This window comes from Roseovarius marisflavi (assembly GCF_900142625.1).
In the GTDB taxonomy this organism is placed as follows: domain Bacteria; phylum Pseudomonadota; class Alphaproteobacteria; order Rhodobacterales; family Rhodobacteraceae; genus Roseovarius; species Roseovarius marisflavi.
The window spans coordinates 70,727-85,218 of sequence record NZ_FRBN01000009.1; the positions used below are offsets into that span (position 1 = coordinate 70,727).

17 protein-coding genes are annotated in these 14,492 nt (G+C 59.2%); 6 read left to right on the plus strand and 11 right to left on the minus strand.

Annotated elements, in window-relative coordinates; all coding sequences use genetic code 11:
* Window positions 1-149 precede the first annotated feature (149 nt).
* Together BUB78_RS09960 and BUB78_RS09965 are read right to left on the minus strand one after the other, a co-directional pair.
* Entirely contained in the window at window positions 150-584 is a 435-nt protein-coding gene (locus BUB78_RS09960) for a hypothetical protein (RefSeq protein ID WP_220083999.1), read from the minus strand.
* A gap of 524 nt (window positions 585-1,108) precedes the next feature.
* Window positions 1,109-1,963 (minus strand): SDR family oxidoreductase, encoded by an 855-nt coding sequence (locus BUB78_RS09965; RefSeq protein WP_073197663.1) that lies wholly within the window; start codon window positions 1,961-1,963, stop codon window positions 1,109-1,111.
* Between the two features lie 131 nt (window positions 1,964-2,094).
* Between BUB78_RS09965 and BUB78_RS09970 the strand changes: the two genes are divergently transcribed.
* Entirely contained in the window at window positions 2,095-2,583 is a 489-nt protein-coding gene (locus BUB78_RS09970; RefSeq protein ID WP_073197665.1) for a transglycosylase SLT domain-containing protein, read from the plus strand.
* Window positions 2,584-2,587: 4 nt separating this feature from the next.
* Here BUB78_RS09970 and BUB78_RS09975 read toward each other — a convergent pair whose 3' ends face one another.
* Both BUB78_RS09975 and BUB78_RS09980 read right to left on the minus strand, forming a co-directional pair.
* Entirely contained in the window at window positions 2,588-3,343 is a 756-nt protein-coding gene (locus BUB78_RS09975) for a class II aldolase and adducin N-terminal domain-containing protein (protein WP_073197668.1), read from the minus strand.
* Window positions 3,340-3,786 carry a VOC family protein gene (locus tag BUB78_RS09980; protein ID WP_073197790.1) on the minus strand — a complete coding sequence of 149 codons (447 nt, stop codon included), beginning with the start codon at window positions 3,784-3,786 and terminating at the stop codon, window positions 3,340-3,342. The genes BUB78_RS09975 and BUB78_RS09980 overlap by 4 nt, the downstream gene beginning before the upstream one ends.
* A 100-nt stretch (window positions 3,787-3,886) precedes the next feature.
* Between BUB78_RS09980 and BUB78_RS09985 the strand changes: the two genes are divergently transcribed.
* The 3 genes from BUB78_RS09985 to BUB78_RS09995 all read left to right on the plus strand — a co-directional run bounded on the left by BUB78_RS09985 (window position 3,887) and on the right by BUB78_RS09995 (window position 6,735).
* Window positions 3,887-5,371 (plus strand): AMP nucleosidase, encoded by a 1,485-nt coding sequence (locus BUB78_RS09985; protein WP_073197670.1) that lies wholly within the window; start codon window positions 3,887-3,889, stop codon window positions 5,369-5,371.
* A 131-nt stretch (window positions 5,372-5,502) separates the two neighbouring features.
* The gene (locus BUB78_RS09990; protein ID WP_073197672.1) at window positions 5,503-5,790 is read left to right on the plus strand and encodes an HU family DNA-binding protein; all 288 of its coding nucleotides are present in this window, start codon (window positions 5,503-5,505) and stop codon (window positions 5,788-5,790) included.
* A 75-nt stretch (window positions 5,791-5,865) separates the two neighbouring features.
* Window positions 5,866-6,735, plus strand: a complete 870-nt coding sequence (locus tag BUB78_RS09995; protein WP_073197674.1) for a DMT family transporter — start codon at window positions 5,866-5,868, stop codon at window positions 6,733-6,735.
* Between the two features lie 53 nt (window positions 6,736-6,788).
* Here the strand turns inward: BUB78_RS09995 and aroC are convergent, their stop codons facing one another.
* Window positions 6,789-7,892 (minus strand): chorismate synthase, encoded by a 1,104-nt coding sequence (gene aroC, locus BUB78_RS10000; RefSeq protein ID WP_073197676.1) that lies wholly within the window; start codon window positions 7,890-7,892, stop codon window positions 6,789-6,791.
* 265 nt (window positions 7,893-8,157) lie between these two features.
* Between aroC and BUB78_RS10005 the strand changes: the two genes are divergently transcribed.
* Window positions 8,158-9,801, plus strand: a complete 1,644-nt coding sequence (locus BUB78_RS10005; protein WP_073197792.1) for an ABC transporter substrate-binding protein — start codon at window positions 8,158-8,160, stop codon at window positions 9,799-9,801.
* A gap of 73 nt (window positions 9,802-9,874) precedes the next feature.
* Here BUB78_RS10005 and BUB78_RS10010 read toward each other — a convergent pair whose 3' ends face one another.
* The 6 genes from BUB78_RS10010 to BUB78_RS10030 all read right to left on the minus strand — a co-directional run bounded on the left by BUB78_RS10010 (window position 9,875) and on the right by BUB78_RS10030 (window position 13,819).
* The gene (locus BUB78_RS10010; protein ID WP_073197679.1) at window positions 9,875-10,489 is read right to left on the minus strand and encodes an SCO family protein; all 615 of its coding nucleotides are present in this window, start codon (window positions 10,487-10,489) and stop codon (window positions 9,875-9,877) included.
* The gene (locus tag BUB78_RS10015; protein WP_073197681.1) at window positions 10,486-11,052 is read right to left on the minus strand and encodes a hypothetical protein; all 567 of its coding nucleotides are present in this window, start codon (window positions 11,050-11,052) and stop codon (window positions 10,486-10,488) included. Before BUB78_RS10015 ends, BUB78_RS10010 begins: the two co-directional genes overlap by 4 nt.
* An 11-nt stretch (window positions 11,053-11,063) precedes the next feature.
* Window positions 11,064-11,516 carry a hypothetical protein gene (locus BUB78_RS10020; protein WP_073197683.1) on the minus strand — a complete coding sequence of 151 codons (453 nt, stop codon included), beginning with the start codon at window positions 11,514-11,516 and terminating at the stop codon, window positions 11,064-11,066.
* 84 nt (window positions 11,517-11,600) lie between these two features.
* Window positions 11,601-12,140 carry an NADPH-dependent FMN reductase gene (locus BUB78_RS10025; RefSeq protein WP_073197686.1) on the minus strand — a complete coding sequence of 180 codons (540 nt, stop codon included), beginning with the start codon at window positions 12,138-12,140 and terminating at the stop codon, window positions 11,601-11,603.
* A 150-nt stretch (window positions 12,141-12,290) separates the two neighbouring features.
* Window positions 12,291-12,425, minus strand: a complete 135-nt coding sequence (locus BUB78_RS21395) for a hypothetical protein (protein WP_281248863.1) — start codon at window positions 12,423-12,425, stop codon at window positions 12,291-12,293.
* Window positions 12,426-12,913: 488 nt separating this feature from the next.
* On the minus strand, window positions 12,914-13,819 hold the full coding sequence (locus tag BUB78_RS10030) for a LysR family transcriptional regulator (protein WP_073197688.1): 906 nt from the start codon (window positions 13,817-13,819) through the stop codon (window positions 12,914-12,916).
* A 192-nt stretch (window positions 13,820-14,011) separates the two neighbouring features.
* Between BUB78_RS10030 and BUB78_RS10035 the strand changes: the two genes are divergently transcribed.
* Window positions 14,012-14,455, plus strand: coding sequence for a DUF4399 domain-containing protein (locus BUB78_RS10035; protein ID WP_073197691.1), 444 nt, complete (start codon window positions 14,012-14,014; stop codon window positions 14,453-14,455).
* Window positions 14,456-14,492 lie beyond the last annotated feature (37 nt).

Below are 14,492 nucleotides of genomic sequence, written 5' to 3' on the forward strand. Positions count from 1 at the left end.
AATAGGTGAACCAAATAGACTGATAAGCACCCAGATCAGTTGGCTACGGTTTCTTCGCTCTGCCATTCCAGCAGGAAGCAGGATATACAGCCAAACTACTACAAACAGAGCAAGCAGGCCGAATACTATCGAGAATAGACCTTCCATCATCAGTCGCCTGCGTGTAGCGCAACCACACGGTCATTGACAAATTCGAGAGTGTCCCTGTCGAGGCCATACTCACCGTATCTGTAAGTCCAACGGGTGAATTTGCGTCCCCCGGATATGTAGTATTCTTCTTCTTCGTCCGGCAGACCCCACGCGCATGTCGCCGCCAAGTCAGTCATCCCAAGTTCGACGTCGCCGGTTAATGCGCTGTTGTAGTCTTTTCGTGAAATGTCGCCTCTTTCAAGAACCACTGCCAAAAGACGTTTAGCTTTCTCTCGTTCACCCGACGGTGCATCATATTTGAAGTATGAAGCCGCATCACATAAGTCGACCGATGAGACGCTCGACAAATCTGCTTTCGCTCCGATTTCTTCTAATTCCTGGCTGTAGTATGGGTCGGTGCAAGCCGAGGCGCTGAAAGCAATAAGAACAGCCAAGCACATCCGTCGAAAGGTCATTTCTTGAAACATTGCCTCTCTATCCAACACAGCAACTCACCTTCGAGTCCGCTATCATAAGCCACTAAGATATGGAAGCGTATTAGACAGAGCAGAAAACAAAAATAGCAGCCAGAGAAGCAAGGCCTTGGTTGGAGAAATATGCGATTTCTAAGACTAGAAAGTTGCCGCTGGCAGCAACCAACTGCGGACTTACATCGGTAGTTCTCCAAGGACCGAATTACGTGTCTAAGCTGTTCTTCATGCGGACACTAGGCTCTTCGGTGGTTTCGAACATACTATGTAGTGTAAAGTTCACTACCAAGTCAGGACACCACCAAAAATCAAAAATATACCAAAGATATCAGCTACATAAATAGAATTATACGCCACGCGCGTCCCCTCCTGCCGGGGTCACCACGTCTCGCCTCCAACTGAGGTTTATGCCTGAATGCCGATGCCGTCACTGCTTGGTTTTTAGCACAAGATCGCCCGGCAGGCGCCATGCGTCACTTTTTAATCGCCTAAAGCTCAGCCCCAAGCAGCGCCTCAAGGCCGCGGCGATAATCCGGGTAGATCAGTTTTACGCCAAGCTCGTCCTTGATCCGCGCATTGCTGACACGCTTTGATTCTGCGTAAAAGCTGCGCGCCATCGGGCTCATCTCTGCCGCCTCGAAATCCACCTCAGGCGGCATCGGCAGGCCCAGAAGCTCGGCGGCGTGGCCGATGACATCCTGCGGCGGGGCAGGGTCATCATCACACAGGTTGTAAATCGCACTGGGGTTGGGCCGATCAATGGACGCCTCAAGCACCTGCGCGATATCCTCGACGTGAATCCGGCTAAAGACCTGCCCCGGCTTCACGATCCGCCGCGCGGTGCCCTGTCGGACCTTTTCAAACGGGCCGCGACCGGGGCCATAGATGCCGGCCAGCCGGAAGATATGGAGCGGCAGGCCCGGCACAGAGCGCCAGTCGCCCTCGGCATCCACGCGCATTTGCCCGCGCCGGGTGGATGGGGTCAGCGGCGTTGCCTCATCGACCCATCCGCCCTGATGATCACCGTAAACGCCGGTGGTCGAGAGATACCCGGCCCACTCAAGTCGCGGCGCCATTTCCGCGATCTGATCGCGAAAGCGGGCCAACACCGGATCGCCATCCGCGTCAGGCCCGGCCGAGACAAGCAGGTGGCTTGCGGTTTCAAAAGCTGCGCTCAAGTCGCCATCCGGCCACAAGACGGGAGTGATACCCTCGTCCTCAAGGGCGGCAAACTTGGCCTCATTGCGGGTGGTGCCAAAGATCGTCCAGCCCTGTGGCACAAGCCGCGCCGCAAGCGCGCGCGCCGAATAACCGTGACCAAAAGAAAGAAGTGTCTTTTCCATCCTGCTTACATGGCCCGTGAGCGGCCGCTTGGCAAGGCGGCGGGGTTTTGCCGGTGGCCCTTTCGCCCTCTGGCGCGCCCTGCCAAAACGGTGTCACATAGGCGCGATTGCGACCTTGAACCGGAGAGCCCATGCCCGCTTATTCCCGCCGATCAGCGCTTGCGCTAATTGCCTCGGCCAGCTTTGCCGGTTGTTCCCGCCAAGGGCGCCCCGCAGGGCGCGGGCGCGGTGTTGCTTCCGAGCCGCCGCTGTTTCCCAACGAGACGCCAGAGCTGCGCCGGTTGATCAACAAATACGCCGATCTTTACGAGGTGCCGCGATCGCTTGTGCACCGGCTTGCGATCCGCGAAAGCAGGCACCGCCCCGGCGCGCGCAACGGACCCTATTACGGCCTGTTACAGATCCTGCCGCAGACCGCGCGCACCATGGGATTTCGCGGCGCGCCAAACGATCTTCTGGATGCCGAAACCAACCTGAAATACGGCGTCAAATACCTGCGTGGCGCCTATATCGTAGCCGATGGCGATCCCGATGCCGCGATCATGTGGTATGCGCGCGGCTATTATTACGAGGCCAAGCGCAAGGGCCTTCTGGTGCAAACCGGCCTGCGCGCGGGCTAGCGGATCAGGCGGCGTAATCCGAGCCTTCAGCGTCGAGAATCGCCTTGAGTTCATCAAGGTGGCGCTCGGCCTGGCCGGGATAATCGTCAAGCTCCTGCGCGGTTTTCTCGGCGATCTCATCGCTGAGCACCCGAAGCTTTTGCCCGGTCTGAAGCGCGCGAATATAGGTCTCGGCGGCGCGTTCGAAATAATAGAGGCGGTTAAAGGTCTCGGCCACGGTATCGCCGATGATCATCACGCCATGATTGCCCATGATCATGACCTTTTTCCTGGGATCGGTCAGCAGGGCGGCACAACGCTCGCCCTCATCCTCGAAGGCAAGACCGCCATAGCCATCGTCGATCACATAGCGGTTAAAGAAGGTGGCGCAGTTCTGATCAATCGGCGGCAGGCGGCTATCGGCAAGGCTGGCCAATACCGTGGCGTGGATCGAATGCACATGCATCGCACAGCGCGCGTGGGCGCAATGACGATGCAGCCCGCCATGCAGGCCCCAAGCTGTCGGGTCGGGCGCATCCGGCCCGCTCAGGGTTTCGGGATCATTGGCATCCACGACGATAAGATCGCTGGCCTTGATCCGGGCAAAATGCATCTGGTTCGGGTTCATCAGGAACCGCGTGCCTTCATCGTTGATCGACAGGCTGAAATGATTGGCGACCGCCTCGTGCAGGTCAAGCCGCGCGGTCCAGCGAAAGGCGGCGGCGAGATCGACGCGCTCTTGCCAATGGTCCATGTTGGGGCGGATATCGGCAACTGTCATGAGGGGTCTCCCTTTGGAAATTGCGCCAGCGGCAGCGAGGCCACCCAAGCATAGCCATTGTCACACAAAATATAGGATTCGCGCAGACCATGGGGTTTTTCAGAAGCCTCTTGCAGCACATGGGCCCCGCGCGCCTTTGCCCGCTCCACCGCCGCATCAGGATCGGTGTGATAGAGGCGAAATTCGGCGCCTGCTCCGCGTGGCGGGGTTTCGGGCAAGAGACCCAAAAGCGGATTTTGCGAATAGGTGTGATCGCCGTGCAACTGCATGATCTGGCCATGGTAGGTCATGATCGCGAAATCGGCGCTCACGCGATGCGCCTCCATCTGAAAGATGTCCTCAAGGAAGGCCACCTGCGCGGGCACATCGCGCACCAGAATGTTCAGGCCGATCCCCGTGAGGGCGGTGCCGAAGTCTCCTGCGCTGACCGTTTCAAAATCCATGTCGGGGCCTGCCTTGGTTATTCTTCCAGAGGTCAGCTTGATAAGGCGACCGGCCCGTGTCAACGTATGAGATGAAAACTGACTGTACCAAGGATATTCCGTGACGCTTACCCATCAGACCACCGGCGTCACCTCGCCCGACGTTCCCGGCCCCGAGGATTTCAGCGACGCCAAGGCGGCGGTCGACCGGCTTGTTGCGCTTTACCAGACGGCGACGACCTTTCTCTGTCACGAGTTTTCCAAGGCGCTTGGCGGCGATATCCCGTCGGGTCGCATGCGCGCGTTTTACCCGGAGATACGCCTTACGACGACGACATTTGCTAAGATCGACAGCCGCCTGAGCTATGGCCATGTATCCAACCCCGGCACCTATGCCACGACGATCACCCGGCCCGACCTGTTTCGCAATTACCTTGAACAGCAGATCGGGTTGTTGATCGAAAACCACGGTGTTGCGGTCTGTATCACGGTCTCGGACACGCCGATGCCGGTGCATTTCGCGGTCGCCAATGATGCCAGCATCACCGTCCCGCAGGAAGGCGCCGCAGACTTCACCCTGCGCGATGTGTTTGATGTGCCGGACCTGTCGACGACGAACGATCATATCGTCAACGGCACCCATCTGACCCCGGCGGGCGGCGCCGCCCCGCTTGCGCCCTTTACCGCGCAGAGGGTGGATTATTCGCTGGCGCGGCTGGCGCATTACACCGCCACCGACCCCGAGCATTTTCAGAATTACGTGCTGTTCACCAACTATCAGTTCTATGTGTCGGAATTCGAGGCCTACGGCCGCAAGATGCTAGCCGACCCGGACAGCGGATATTGCGCCTTTGTCAGCACCGGCAATGCCGAGATCACCACGCCAGACGGGGTTCTCCCGACGGTCGAGCGGTTGCCGCAGATGCCGACCTATCACCTCAAGCGCGCCGATGGGTCGGGGATCACCCTCGTTAATATCGGCGTCGGGCCGTCCAATGCCAAGACCGCGACCGATCACGTGGCGGTGCTGCGCCCACATGCCTGGGTGATGGTGGGCCATTGCGCGGGCCTGCGCAATTCGCAATCGCTTGGCGATTTCGTGCTGGCGCATGCCTATCTGCGCGAGGATCGGGTGCTTGACGCTGATCTGCCGGCCTGGGTGCCGATCCCGGCGCTGGCGGAAATCCAGATCGCCCTTGAAACGGCAGTAGAGCAAGAGACCGAGCTTGAAGGGTTTGACCTCAAGCGCGTCATGCGCACGGGCACGGTGGCGAGCGTCGACAATCGCAACTGGGAATTACGCGACCAATCCGGCCCGGTGCAGCGCCTGTCACAATCACGCGCCATCGCGCTTGATATGGAAAGCGCCACCATCGCCGCCAACGGTTTTCGCTTTCGCGTGCCCTATGGCACCCTGCTCTGCGTCAGCGACAAACCCCTTCAGGGCGAGCTGAAACTGCCGGGAATGGCCAGTGCATTCTATCAATCACAGGTCTCGCGCCATCTGATGATAGGGATTCGCGCCATGGAATCACTCCGCAAAATGCCCCTCGAACGCATCCATAGCCGCAAATTACGTAGCTTTGAGGAAACAGCATTCCTCTGACCTAGCGGAAATTGGCACAAAATACGCTAAAAACACTTGCTTTTGCCTACCAGTCATTGTGTTTGATCACACCATAGCGTTAAATCACGCGCATGAGGCCCATAGGTAGGGCAGTTGAAGGAGACCATAAAATGGCAAAACCGATGACCAAAACCCAACTCGTCGCTGCTCTGGCTGATGAAATGGGAAGTGACAAGAAAACCGCCACCGGCGCTCTGGATGCGGTGATCGCGATCATCACCAAAGAAGTATCCGCAGGCGGTGCCGTGACCCTTCCGGGCGTTGGCAAAATCTATTGCCGCGAGCGCCCCGAGCGTATGGTGCGCAATCCTGCCACCGGCGAGCAAATGAAGAAAGAGGCCGACAAGGTTGTGAAAATGACCATCGCCAAAGCGCTCAAGGATAGCGTGAACGGCTAGAGCCTGCTTGCACTTGATACAAGTTTCGTAAAAGGGTCGCCCAGGGGCGGCCCTTTTCATTTACGGAGTTGACTGATGGATATTCGCGCGATCGTCATGGGGCTTGCGTTTGCGCTTATGTGGTCCAGCGCGTTTACCTCGGCACGCATCATCGTGGCCGCCGCGCCCCCGCTGACTGCGCTTGGCTTGCGGTTTCTGATTTCCGGCGTGATCGGAATCACGATTGCCCTGATCCTCGGCCAGACCTGGCGGCTGACGCGGGCGCAATGGCGCGCGACGATCGTGTTCGGCGTCTGTCAGAACGCGCTTTATCTTGGCCTCAACTTTGTGGCGATGCAGACCATCGAGGCATCCCTTGCCGCGATCATCGCCTCGACCGTGCCGCTTTTGGTCGGCTTGATCAGCTGGGCGTTCCTGGGCGAGCGGCTTGGCAAGATCGGTATCTTCGGGCTTTTTGCCGGACTCGCCGGGGTGGTGATCATCATGGGCGCACGGCTTCAGGGGGGGATGGACCTTTACGGCGTCAGCCTTTGTGCAATTGCGGTCTTTGCGCTTGCGTTCGCCACCTTGTCGGTGCGCGGCGCGGCCTCGGGGGGAAATTTCCTGATGGTTGTCGGGCTTCAGATGATTGTCGGTGCGGTTCTGGTGGGCACGGTTGGCCTTGCGACCGAGTCGCTCCTGATCGACTGGAGTTGGCAGCTTGTCGCCGCCTTTGCCTATACCACGCTTATTCCCGGCCTTGCCGCCACGCTTGTGTGGTTCCTGCTGGTCGAGCGAATCGGTGCGACGCGGGCGGCGACGTTCCACTTTCTCAACCCGTTTTTCGGCGTGGCCATCGCCGCCATGCTGCTGGGCGAGGCGCTGCGGCTTGGCGATCTGATCGGCGTGCTGGTGATCATGGGCGGCATTCTGGCGGTGCAGCTTTCGCGCCAAGGCCGGATCTAGGCACCCGGAATTTTCAAAAAATTCCGGGCCGTTTTCTTTTAAAGAAAACGATCCTAACCAATCTGACCGTGTGGGCCGTCGCCGACCTGACCACGGTGCAAGAGCAGGTGATCGAGCATCACGCAGGCCATCATCGCTTCGCCCACGGGAACCGCCCGAATGCCGACGCAAGGATCGTGGCGCCCTTTGGTCACCACCTCGATCGGGCTGCCGTCAATGCGGATCGAGCGGCGCGGGCTCAGGATCGACGAGGTCGGCTTGACCGCGAAGCGCACAACCACCTCTTGCCCCGTCGAAATCCCGCCAAGGATGCCGCCGGCGTGGTTTGATCCGTATTCCGGCCCGTTCTCGCCCATGAAAATCTCATCTGCGTTATCGGTGCCGGTCAGGCGCGCGGCGGCCATGCCTTCGCCGATTTCAACACCTTTGACGGCATTGATCGACATCATCGCAGCGGCCAGATCGGTATCGAGCTTGCCATAGATCGGCGCGCCAAGCCCGGCGGGCACGCCGCGCGCCACCACTTCGACCACGGCACCGACCGAGTTGTGAGCCTTGCGCAGCTTTTGCAGATACGCCTCCCATTCGGGGGCGGCGGCGGCGTCGGGAATCCAGAAATCGTTGCCGTCAATCGCGTCCCAGTCAAAGCGGGTGCGGTCGATTTCCATCTCGCCCATGGCGACCATATAGCCCTTGATCTCAAGCCCCGGCACAAGCGACGCCAGAGCCGCGCGCGCAACGCCACCGGCGGCAACGCGCGCGGCGGTTTCACGCGCCGAGCTGCGCCCGCCGCCACGCGGATCGCGCAGGCCGTATTTCTGGTGGTAGGTGATATCGGCGTGACCGGGGCGGAAGGTCTGGGCAATATCACCGTAATCCTTGGAGCGCTGATCGGTGTTCTCGATCATCAGCTGGATCGGCGTACCGGTGCTCTGACCCTCGTAAACGCCCGACAGAATACGAACAGCGTCGGGTTCGTTGCGTTGGGTCATGTTCTTGTTCTGGCCGGGGCGGCGCTTGTCGAGCCAGTGCTGCAACATGGCCTCATCAAGCGCGATCCCAGGAGGGCAGCCATCCACAGTTGCACCAAGGGCCGGCCCATGGCTTTCGCCCCAGGTGGTGAAACGAAACAGGTGACCGAATGTGTTCAGGCTCATGGGCGTTGCTCCTTATAGGTGCTCATCTAGCCCTGCGCGCGCGCCGCCTCAAGCTATTTTGGCGGGCTTTTGTCGCAAACAGGCTATCAGGACGGAGGAAACCGGATAGTCTTTGCAACGTGCCGCTCTCGGCACCGGAATGAAATCAGGGTATCCGGCCGGTCACAATCCAATGGCGCTGGTTGAAGAACCTGCTACCCTTGCGGCTATAATAGTCGGAAAACGACAGCCATATCGGCACCAAAACACCCACATGGAGGAAATCATGACAGACCATAACCCGCAGGGCACCCTGCGCCCGATCGTTGAAAAGATGGCCGAAGACACCCGCGCCGGTAAAATGAACCGCCGCGAATTTATCGCTCTGGCCTCGACCTTTGGCGCGACATCCGCCGCTGCCTATGGCCTCTTGGGGCTTGCCGTGCCGACCGCTGCCCATGCCGAAGAGGGCAAGAAGGGCGGCGTGTTGCGCGTGGCCTCGCGGGTTTTGGAGATCACCGACCCGCGCAAATATGCCTGGACCGAACCAGGCAATATCGCGCGCCAGTTCTGCGAGCCTCTGGTGCGGTGGGATGTCGATTACAGCTTTAAGCCGATGCTGCTTGAAGGCTGGGACGTGAGCGACGATTCCAAGACCTACACCCTGCATGTGCGCAAAGGCGTGACCTGGAACAATGGCGACACGTTTGACGCCGATGATGTGATCCACAACCTCAATCGCTGGTGTGACAAGGCGGCAGAAGGCAATTCGATGGCCTCGCGGATGGCGTCTCTGATTGACGAAGAAACAGGCAAGGCGCTTGACGGCGCGATTGAGCTGGTTGACGATTATACAATTCGCCTGAACCTGCCGCGCCCCGATATCACGCTGATCGCGGGCATGTCGGATTATCCGGCGCTGATCGTACATCGCAGCTTTGGCGATGATGGTGACCTTGCCACCGCCCCGATCGGCACCGGCCCGTTCGAGCTTGTCTCGCTTGAAATTGGCAACTCGGCCGAGGTGAAGCGGCGCGAAAACGGCACATGGTGGGGCGGCGATGTCTATCTGGACGGCGTGCGCTTTGTCGACTTTGGCACCGATAATGCGGCCATTGTTGCGGCATTTGACGGTGGCGAAGTGGATATGAACGACGAATCCACCGCCGATTTTGTCGAAACCTATGACGCGCTTGGTCTGGTCAAGAAATCCAAACCGACCGCCAACACCATCGTCGCCCGGATGCGCGCCGACACGGCCCCGTTTGACAGCAAAGAGTTGCGCAACGCGATCCAGCTTGCGGTGGATAACGAGATTGCCCTGCAACTTGGCATCAACGGCCTTGGCGCCGCAGCGGAAAACCACCATGTCGCGCCGTTCCACCCGGAATATGCCGAGTTGCCGCTGATCAAGGCCGACCCGGCCAAAGCCATCGAAATGGCCCGCGCCGCAGGACATGGCGACACCGAGATCGAGCTTATTTCGATTGACGGTGACTGGCGCACGGTGACCTCGGATGCGATTGGCGCACAGCTTCGCGAGGCCGGGTTTAACATCAAACGCACGGTTATTCCGGGCTCTTCCTTCTGGAACGACTGGACCAAGTACCCCTTCTCGACCACCAACTGGGGCCCCCGCCCGCTTGGGGTTCAGGTGTTGTCGCTGGCCTATAAATCGGGCGAGGCCTGGAATGAATCGGGCCACGAAAATCCAGAATTCGATGCTCTTCTGGATGAGGCCGTCGGTATTTTCGATGCGGACAAACGGCGCGCCTATTCCGCGAAACTTCAGAAAATGTTGCAAGACAGCGGCGCTATCATTCAGCCATTCTGGCGCGATCAGGCCAAACACCACACCGAGGCTGTCAAAAACGCCGAAGTGCATCAGTTCCGCGAAATGCATCTGGAAAAGGTCTGGCTTGACGCCTGATCAACGCGCGATGTGACACCTGTGAAAGGCGGCGCACAAGTGCCGCCTTTTGCATTTTCCGCCGTGTTGCGCGCTACATTCCCGCGTAGTTCGCGATGATCTCGGCGGCCTGATCCGGCGACAGGACCGGCGGCAGAAGCGTCAGAACCTTACCCGCCCCATCCAGCAGATATATATGGCTGCCATGGGCATAGATCGGGCCAAGCTCGGGGTCATCCATGATCTTGGTAAAGCTGATCTGAAAGGCCTTATAGGCCACGCCAAGCGCCTCGGGTGTTCCGGTCAGGCCGATGAAACCTTGCGAAATCTCGACCAGGGCCGGGCCCATCGTGGCGACCGTATCAAGGCTTGGATCAATCGTGATCAAGACCGGGCTGACCGCGATATCGCGCGCCGCAAGAATCTCTGATACATCGGCCATCATCGGCAATGCGGCGCTACAGATGCCGGGACAGTTGGCATAGCCGAAAAATACCAACTGCATCTTGCCGTCCGGCTCCGCCTCCGTGCGCGCGGCGCCGGTATGATCCACAAGCGCAAACGGCCCGCCGATATCCCAGGGCAAGGGCGTGACCGCCGCGCTTTGTTCAGGCAAGTCAGGCGCGGCATGGGTTTCGGTGCCATGCGCCAGAATGCCGCTTGCAGCGAAACAGAGCAAGAGGGCGCATATCAGGGGCGCGCCCCTCATTCGAACCAGTCTTGGATAAACGGTTTTTCGGCCTCTGCCCCGGTCCCGGTATAACCATGCGCGGCGATCTGGGCCTTGATGCGCGGATCACGGCGGAACCACGGGCCTTTACCCTTGGCCTCGGGGTTGGCCTTGGCCCATTCCTTGGTCCAGCGATTGGCGGCGGTCCATTCGGCATCGCCCAGAGTGCGGATTTTCTGAACCAGATAGACATTCATCGCCCCAAGGTCCGCGTCGGTGATCAACAGCCCGTCAACCTCGACCTCCTTGCCGCAAAACGGTGCCAGTTCCAACGCCGCGCCGGTAAAGGCCGCCTGAGCGTTCTTGTTGGGAAAGACCAGCACGGCGTCGGCCTTGCGCAACAGGCCAAGCTGGCGGGTGCCGCCGCCACAGTCAGCCGCGCAATCGCCGGTCATCTCGCAAAGGATATCGACGACTTTCGCCTCGAAGCGCGCCGGGGATTCGCCATACAGGTTCCATGTTTTTGCCTCGGACCCTTCCGAGAAATCCTGCGCCATGGCAGGCGAGGCAAGCATGGCCAGTATCATTATCAAACGTTTCATCCGGTCACTCCTCACTGGGTCGGATCGGGGATGGCAAAGCCGGGGATCGGGCCGTAATCTTCGTGGTTGAGATTGGTGATGCCGTGATCGGTCACCACCTTTTCAACCACGAGATAATTCAACCCGTCACGCTGATAGAGCATGCCATCGGCGGTGATCTCATGACTGGCAAGGTTAAGCTGTGTGTCGCCACCGGCCGAATTTGCATCGCCCTCTATCTTGAGGACCATGTAAACCGTACCATCCTCGGCCAACAGGCCGACCGGGATACCCCCCGCCGAACACCAAAGCGCACAGGTGTGATGTGCGCTTCCGGTCACGGCCTCGGGGCCACCCATGACACCGGAATAGTAACACCAGGTGTCAATGATCTCGCCTTTGATTTGAATGCGTTCGCCTTCTGAAGCCTGTGCGCCGAACGCCCCGGACACCAACAGGCATAGCGACATTGCGATTATCCGCATGGATCCCCCTTGAAACAAAGTTCAGTGAGGGAAGTATTCCATGCGGATAGATATCTGACCAAACACTTTCTTGCGAACCGTGCGTTAGCTCACCTCGGCGCGCAGGGCCTCCATTCGTGTGGCCAGCAATTTGCGCGATGTGTTGTCCTTGAGTTTGCCGTTCTCGTCAAAGGCATTCATTGCCCCGGCAATCAGAACCGAGGTGCCCGGCAACAACCGCGCCTGCAATTGCGTAAGGCAGGACAGCGTCATGAATTGCGCGGTCTCTCCGCCGCTGCGCCCCGCCGCAGCCGACAAAACGACCGTCGGCTTGTCCTTGAAGGCCGCGCCCTCGACCCGACTGATCCAATCCAGCGCGTTTTTCAGAACGCCAGTGATGCCCTTGTTGTACTCGGGCGCGGAAATCACCACCGCGTCGGCATCCTTGATCTGCCGGGCCAGGGTTTGCACGGCTTCGGGCACGCCGCTTTCGGCCTCAAGATCACCGTCATAGAGCGGCAGGTTCAGGTCGCCCTCGGTCACATCCGCCGGGCCAAAGGCCTCTGAGGCCTCGGCCAGAAGCATCCGGTTATAAGAACCTTTACGCAGTGATCCGGAAATCGTCATAAGTTTGAGGTTGGTCATTGGATATCCCTTTCCGCCTAATGAGTTGCTTGAGGCGTAAACTGGGGCGATCAGGGGCCCAAGGCAACTGCGATCCGTCGCACAGGCGCTGTGCATGAGCGTTCAGAGCACAAAAGCGCCCCGACGATGCATGCCGAGGCACCGATGATTTTAGGTTTTGGCAAAGCAGTAAAACAGACCGTCACCGCCGGTGCGATCATGATGGCCCACCATCGCGGTGCCCTTGTCGCTGCTGGTCCAGTCGGTACAGGCATTGCCCTGCAAGGTGCCAATGCGGTCGCGCATTCTCAGCACTTGTCGAAAGGTATGCGGCCCAAACCTTGCCGGTAATACCCGCCGCCTCGGCCAGCTTGGTGCAATAGGCATCGGCGTCTGCAAGCCCGCCAAGGTTCGCGCCTTGGCCGGGATCTTTACTGGTGATGAAAAAGCTCATGTTCGCGTCCCGCGCGGGGGCAAGCGTGGCCCAGGCACAGGCGATACCAGTGGCAATTACAGTTCTCAAAACCATGTCGGTTCCTTTTCTCAAAGTCTGCGCCTTGGCCTCAGTTCAAAATATCCGGGGCTAGGCGGCCATGGTTTCGACCGCCAAACGAGGTCTCTTATAGGCCAGAAGCAGGATTGGACCGGCACGGAAACCGCCCGCCGGGCTTTCATTTTTGCGTGACCCGGATGTCATCTTTCGCGCGATGCACCGCGCCGTCAGAGCAACAAAAACCCCGGCACGCGCGGGGCGTCCGGGGCAAAGTTGGCCATAAATGGCGGGGAGGAAAATCTTACCACTCGTTGGGGCCTTTTTCGGCAAAGGAATGCACGAGGAAATCAATGAAGGCGCGCACCTTGGGCTGGGTAAAGCGACCCGGCGGATAGACCGCGTAAATGCCTTGTGTCTCGGTCGGAAGCTCTGGCATCGCATCAAGGATAAGACCATCGGCCATTGCCTTGGCATAGAGAAAGCTGGGCAGATAGGCGATGCCAAGCCCGGAAATCGCAGCATTCAAAAGCGACTGGCCGTCATTCACCGAAAGGCCACCGGCGGTGCGCACCTGGCGCTTTTCACCCGAGGGCGCGGTCAGTTTCCAGACGGCGCCGCCTGCCTGGCTTGAATAATGCAAGAGCTTGTGTTCGTTCAGGTCGTCGATCTTCTGCGGTTGGCCGTATTTTTCAAGATAGGCCGGACTTGCGATCATCCGCTTTGTGGTCTCGGTCAACTTGCGCGCCCGAAGCGTGCTGTCTTCCAGCTCGCCGATCCGGATCGCCATATCAAAGCCTTCTGAAATAAGCTCTACATAGCGGTTGTTGAGGACCATATTGACGGTAATATCGGGAAATTCATCAAGGAAACTGCCCAAAACCGGGCTGAGGTGATTGACCCCGAAATCGGTTGCCACGGAAATTCGCAGAAGGCCAGACGGGTCGGATTGCATCGAGCTTACCAAGGCGTCGGCCTCGCCAGCATCGTTGAGAACCCTTAGCGCCCGGTCGTAATAGGCAAGGCCAATCTCGGTCGGGCTCACGCGGCGGGTTGTGCGGTTCAAAAGCCGCGCGCCAAGCCGGGCCTCAAGCGAGGACACATGCTTGGACACAGCCGATTTCGAGATACCCATCTTGCGGGCCGCATCTGTAAACCCGCCCTGATCCACCACCGTGGCAAAGGCCTCCATTTCCGTAAGGCGATCCATGCTTGTACCTCTAAATTGCGTCTCAGGCCCTTTTCTGACCGTGAAATCGGGCGCAACTGGGGCATGGGCCAGACAATATCTGGGTTTTGTCAGGATCGTTCAGTGTCTGGAAACGCGGAAACAATGCCCCAATGAGGAGAATACGCGATCGCGCGGCTTACCTATGCTACAGTGGAGACAGGAGGATTAACCATGAAACGCATTCTATCAATGACCGCCGCCGCCTTTATGATGGTGGCCGCGCCCGCGCTTGCCGGCGATACCCCGGCGCCCGAAGGTGCCGCAGTCTACTTTATCAACCTCGCCGATGGCGACACCGTAAGCGCCCCGGTCAAGGTCAACTTTGGCCTCGCGGGCATGGGCGTCGCCCCGGCAGGCACCGAAAAGGAAAAGACCGGCCATCATCACCTGCTCATCGACCGCCCGCCGCTTGGTGACGGCCCCGATGGCGCCGAAGAGCTGACCTATGGCATCCCGGCGGATGATCACCACAAACACTTCGGTGGCGGACAGACCGAGGTCACTCTCGATCTGGCACCGGGGGAGCACACGCTGCAACTGGTCATGGGCGACATGAACCACGTGCCGCATGACCCGCCCGTGGTCTCGGAGGTGATCACCATCACGGTGAAGTAACACCGCTGGCTTGGCCCGCATGCCACATGCGGACCAA

Coding starts and splice junctions, on each gene's coding strand:
- BUB78_RS09965 (WP_073197663.1), bottom strand. CDS start 1,963: ATGGAAAAGACACTTCTTTCTTTTGGTCACGGTTATTCGGCGCGCGCG.
- BUB78_RS09970 (WP_073197665.1), top strand. CDS start 2,095: ATGCCCGCTTATTCCCGCCGATCAGCGCTTGCGCTAATTGCCTCGGCC.
- BUB78_RS09975 (WP_073197668.1), bottom strand. CDS start 3,343: ATGACAGTTGCCGATATCCGCCCCAACATGGACCATTGGCAAGAGCGC.
- BUB78_RS09980 (WP_073197790.1), bottom strand. CDS start 3,786: ATGGATTTTGAAACGGTCAGCGCAGGAGACTTCGGCACCGCCCTCACG.
- BUB78_RS09990 (WP_073197672.1), top strand. CDS start 5,503: ATGGCAAAACCGATGACCAAAACCCAACTCGTCGCTGCTCTGGCTGAT.
- BUB78_RS09995 (WP_073197674.1), top strand. CDS start 5,866: ATGGATATTCGCGCGATCGTCATGGGGCTTGCGTTTGCGCTTATGTGG.
- aroC (WP_073197676.1), bottom strand. CDS start 7,892: ATGAGCCTGAACACATTCGGTCACCTGTTTCGTTTCACCACCTGGGGC.
- BUB78_RS10005 (WP_073197792.1), top strand. CDS start 8,158: ATGACAGACCATAACCCGCAGGGCACCCTGCGCCCGATCGTTGAAAAG.
- BUB78_RS10010 (WP_073197679.1), bottom strand. CDS start 10,489: ATGAGGGGCGCGCCCCTGATATGCGCCCTCTTGCTCTGTTTCGCTGCA.
- BUB78_RS10015 (WP_073197681.1), bottom strand. CDS start 11,052: ATGAAACGTTTGATAATGATACTGGCCATGCTTGCCTCGCCTGCCATG.
- BUB78_RS10020 (WP_073197683.1), bottom strand. CDS start 11,516: ATGCGGATAATCGCAATGTCGCTATGCCTGTTGGTGTCCGGGGCGTTC.
- BUB78_RS10025 (WP_073197686.1), bottom strand. CDS start 12,140: ATGACCAACCTCAAACTTATGACGATTTCCGGATCACTGCGTAAAGGT.
- BUB78_RS21395 (WP_281248863.1), bottom strand. CDS start 12,425: ATGCGCGACCGCATTGGCACCTTGCAGGGCAATGCCTGTACCGACTGG.
- BUB78_RS10030 (WP_073197688.1), bottom strand. CDS start 13,819: ATGGATCGCCTTACGGAAATGGAGGCCTTTGCCACGGTGGTGGATCAG.
- BUB78_RS10035 (WP_073197691.1), top strand. CDS start 14,012: ATGAAACGCATTCTATCAATGACCGCCGCCGCCTTTATGATGGTGGCC.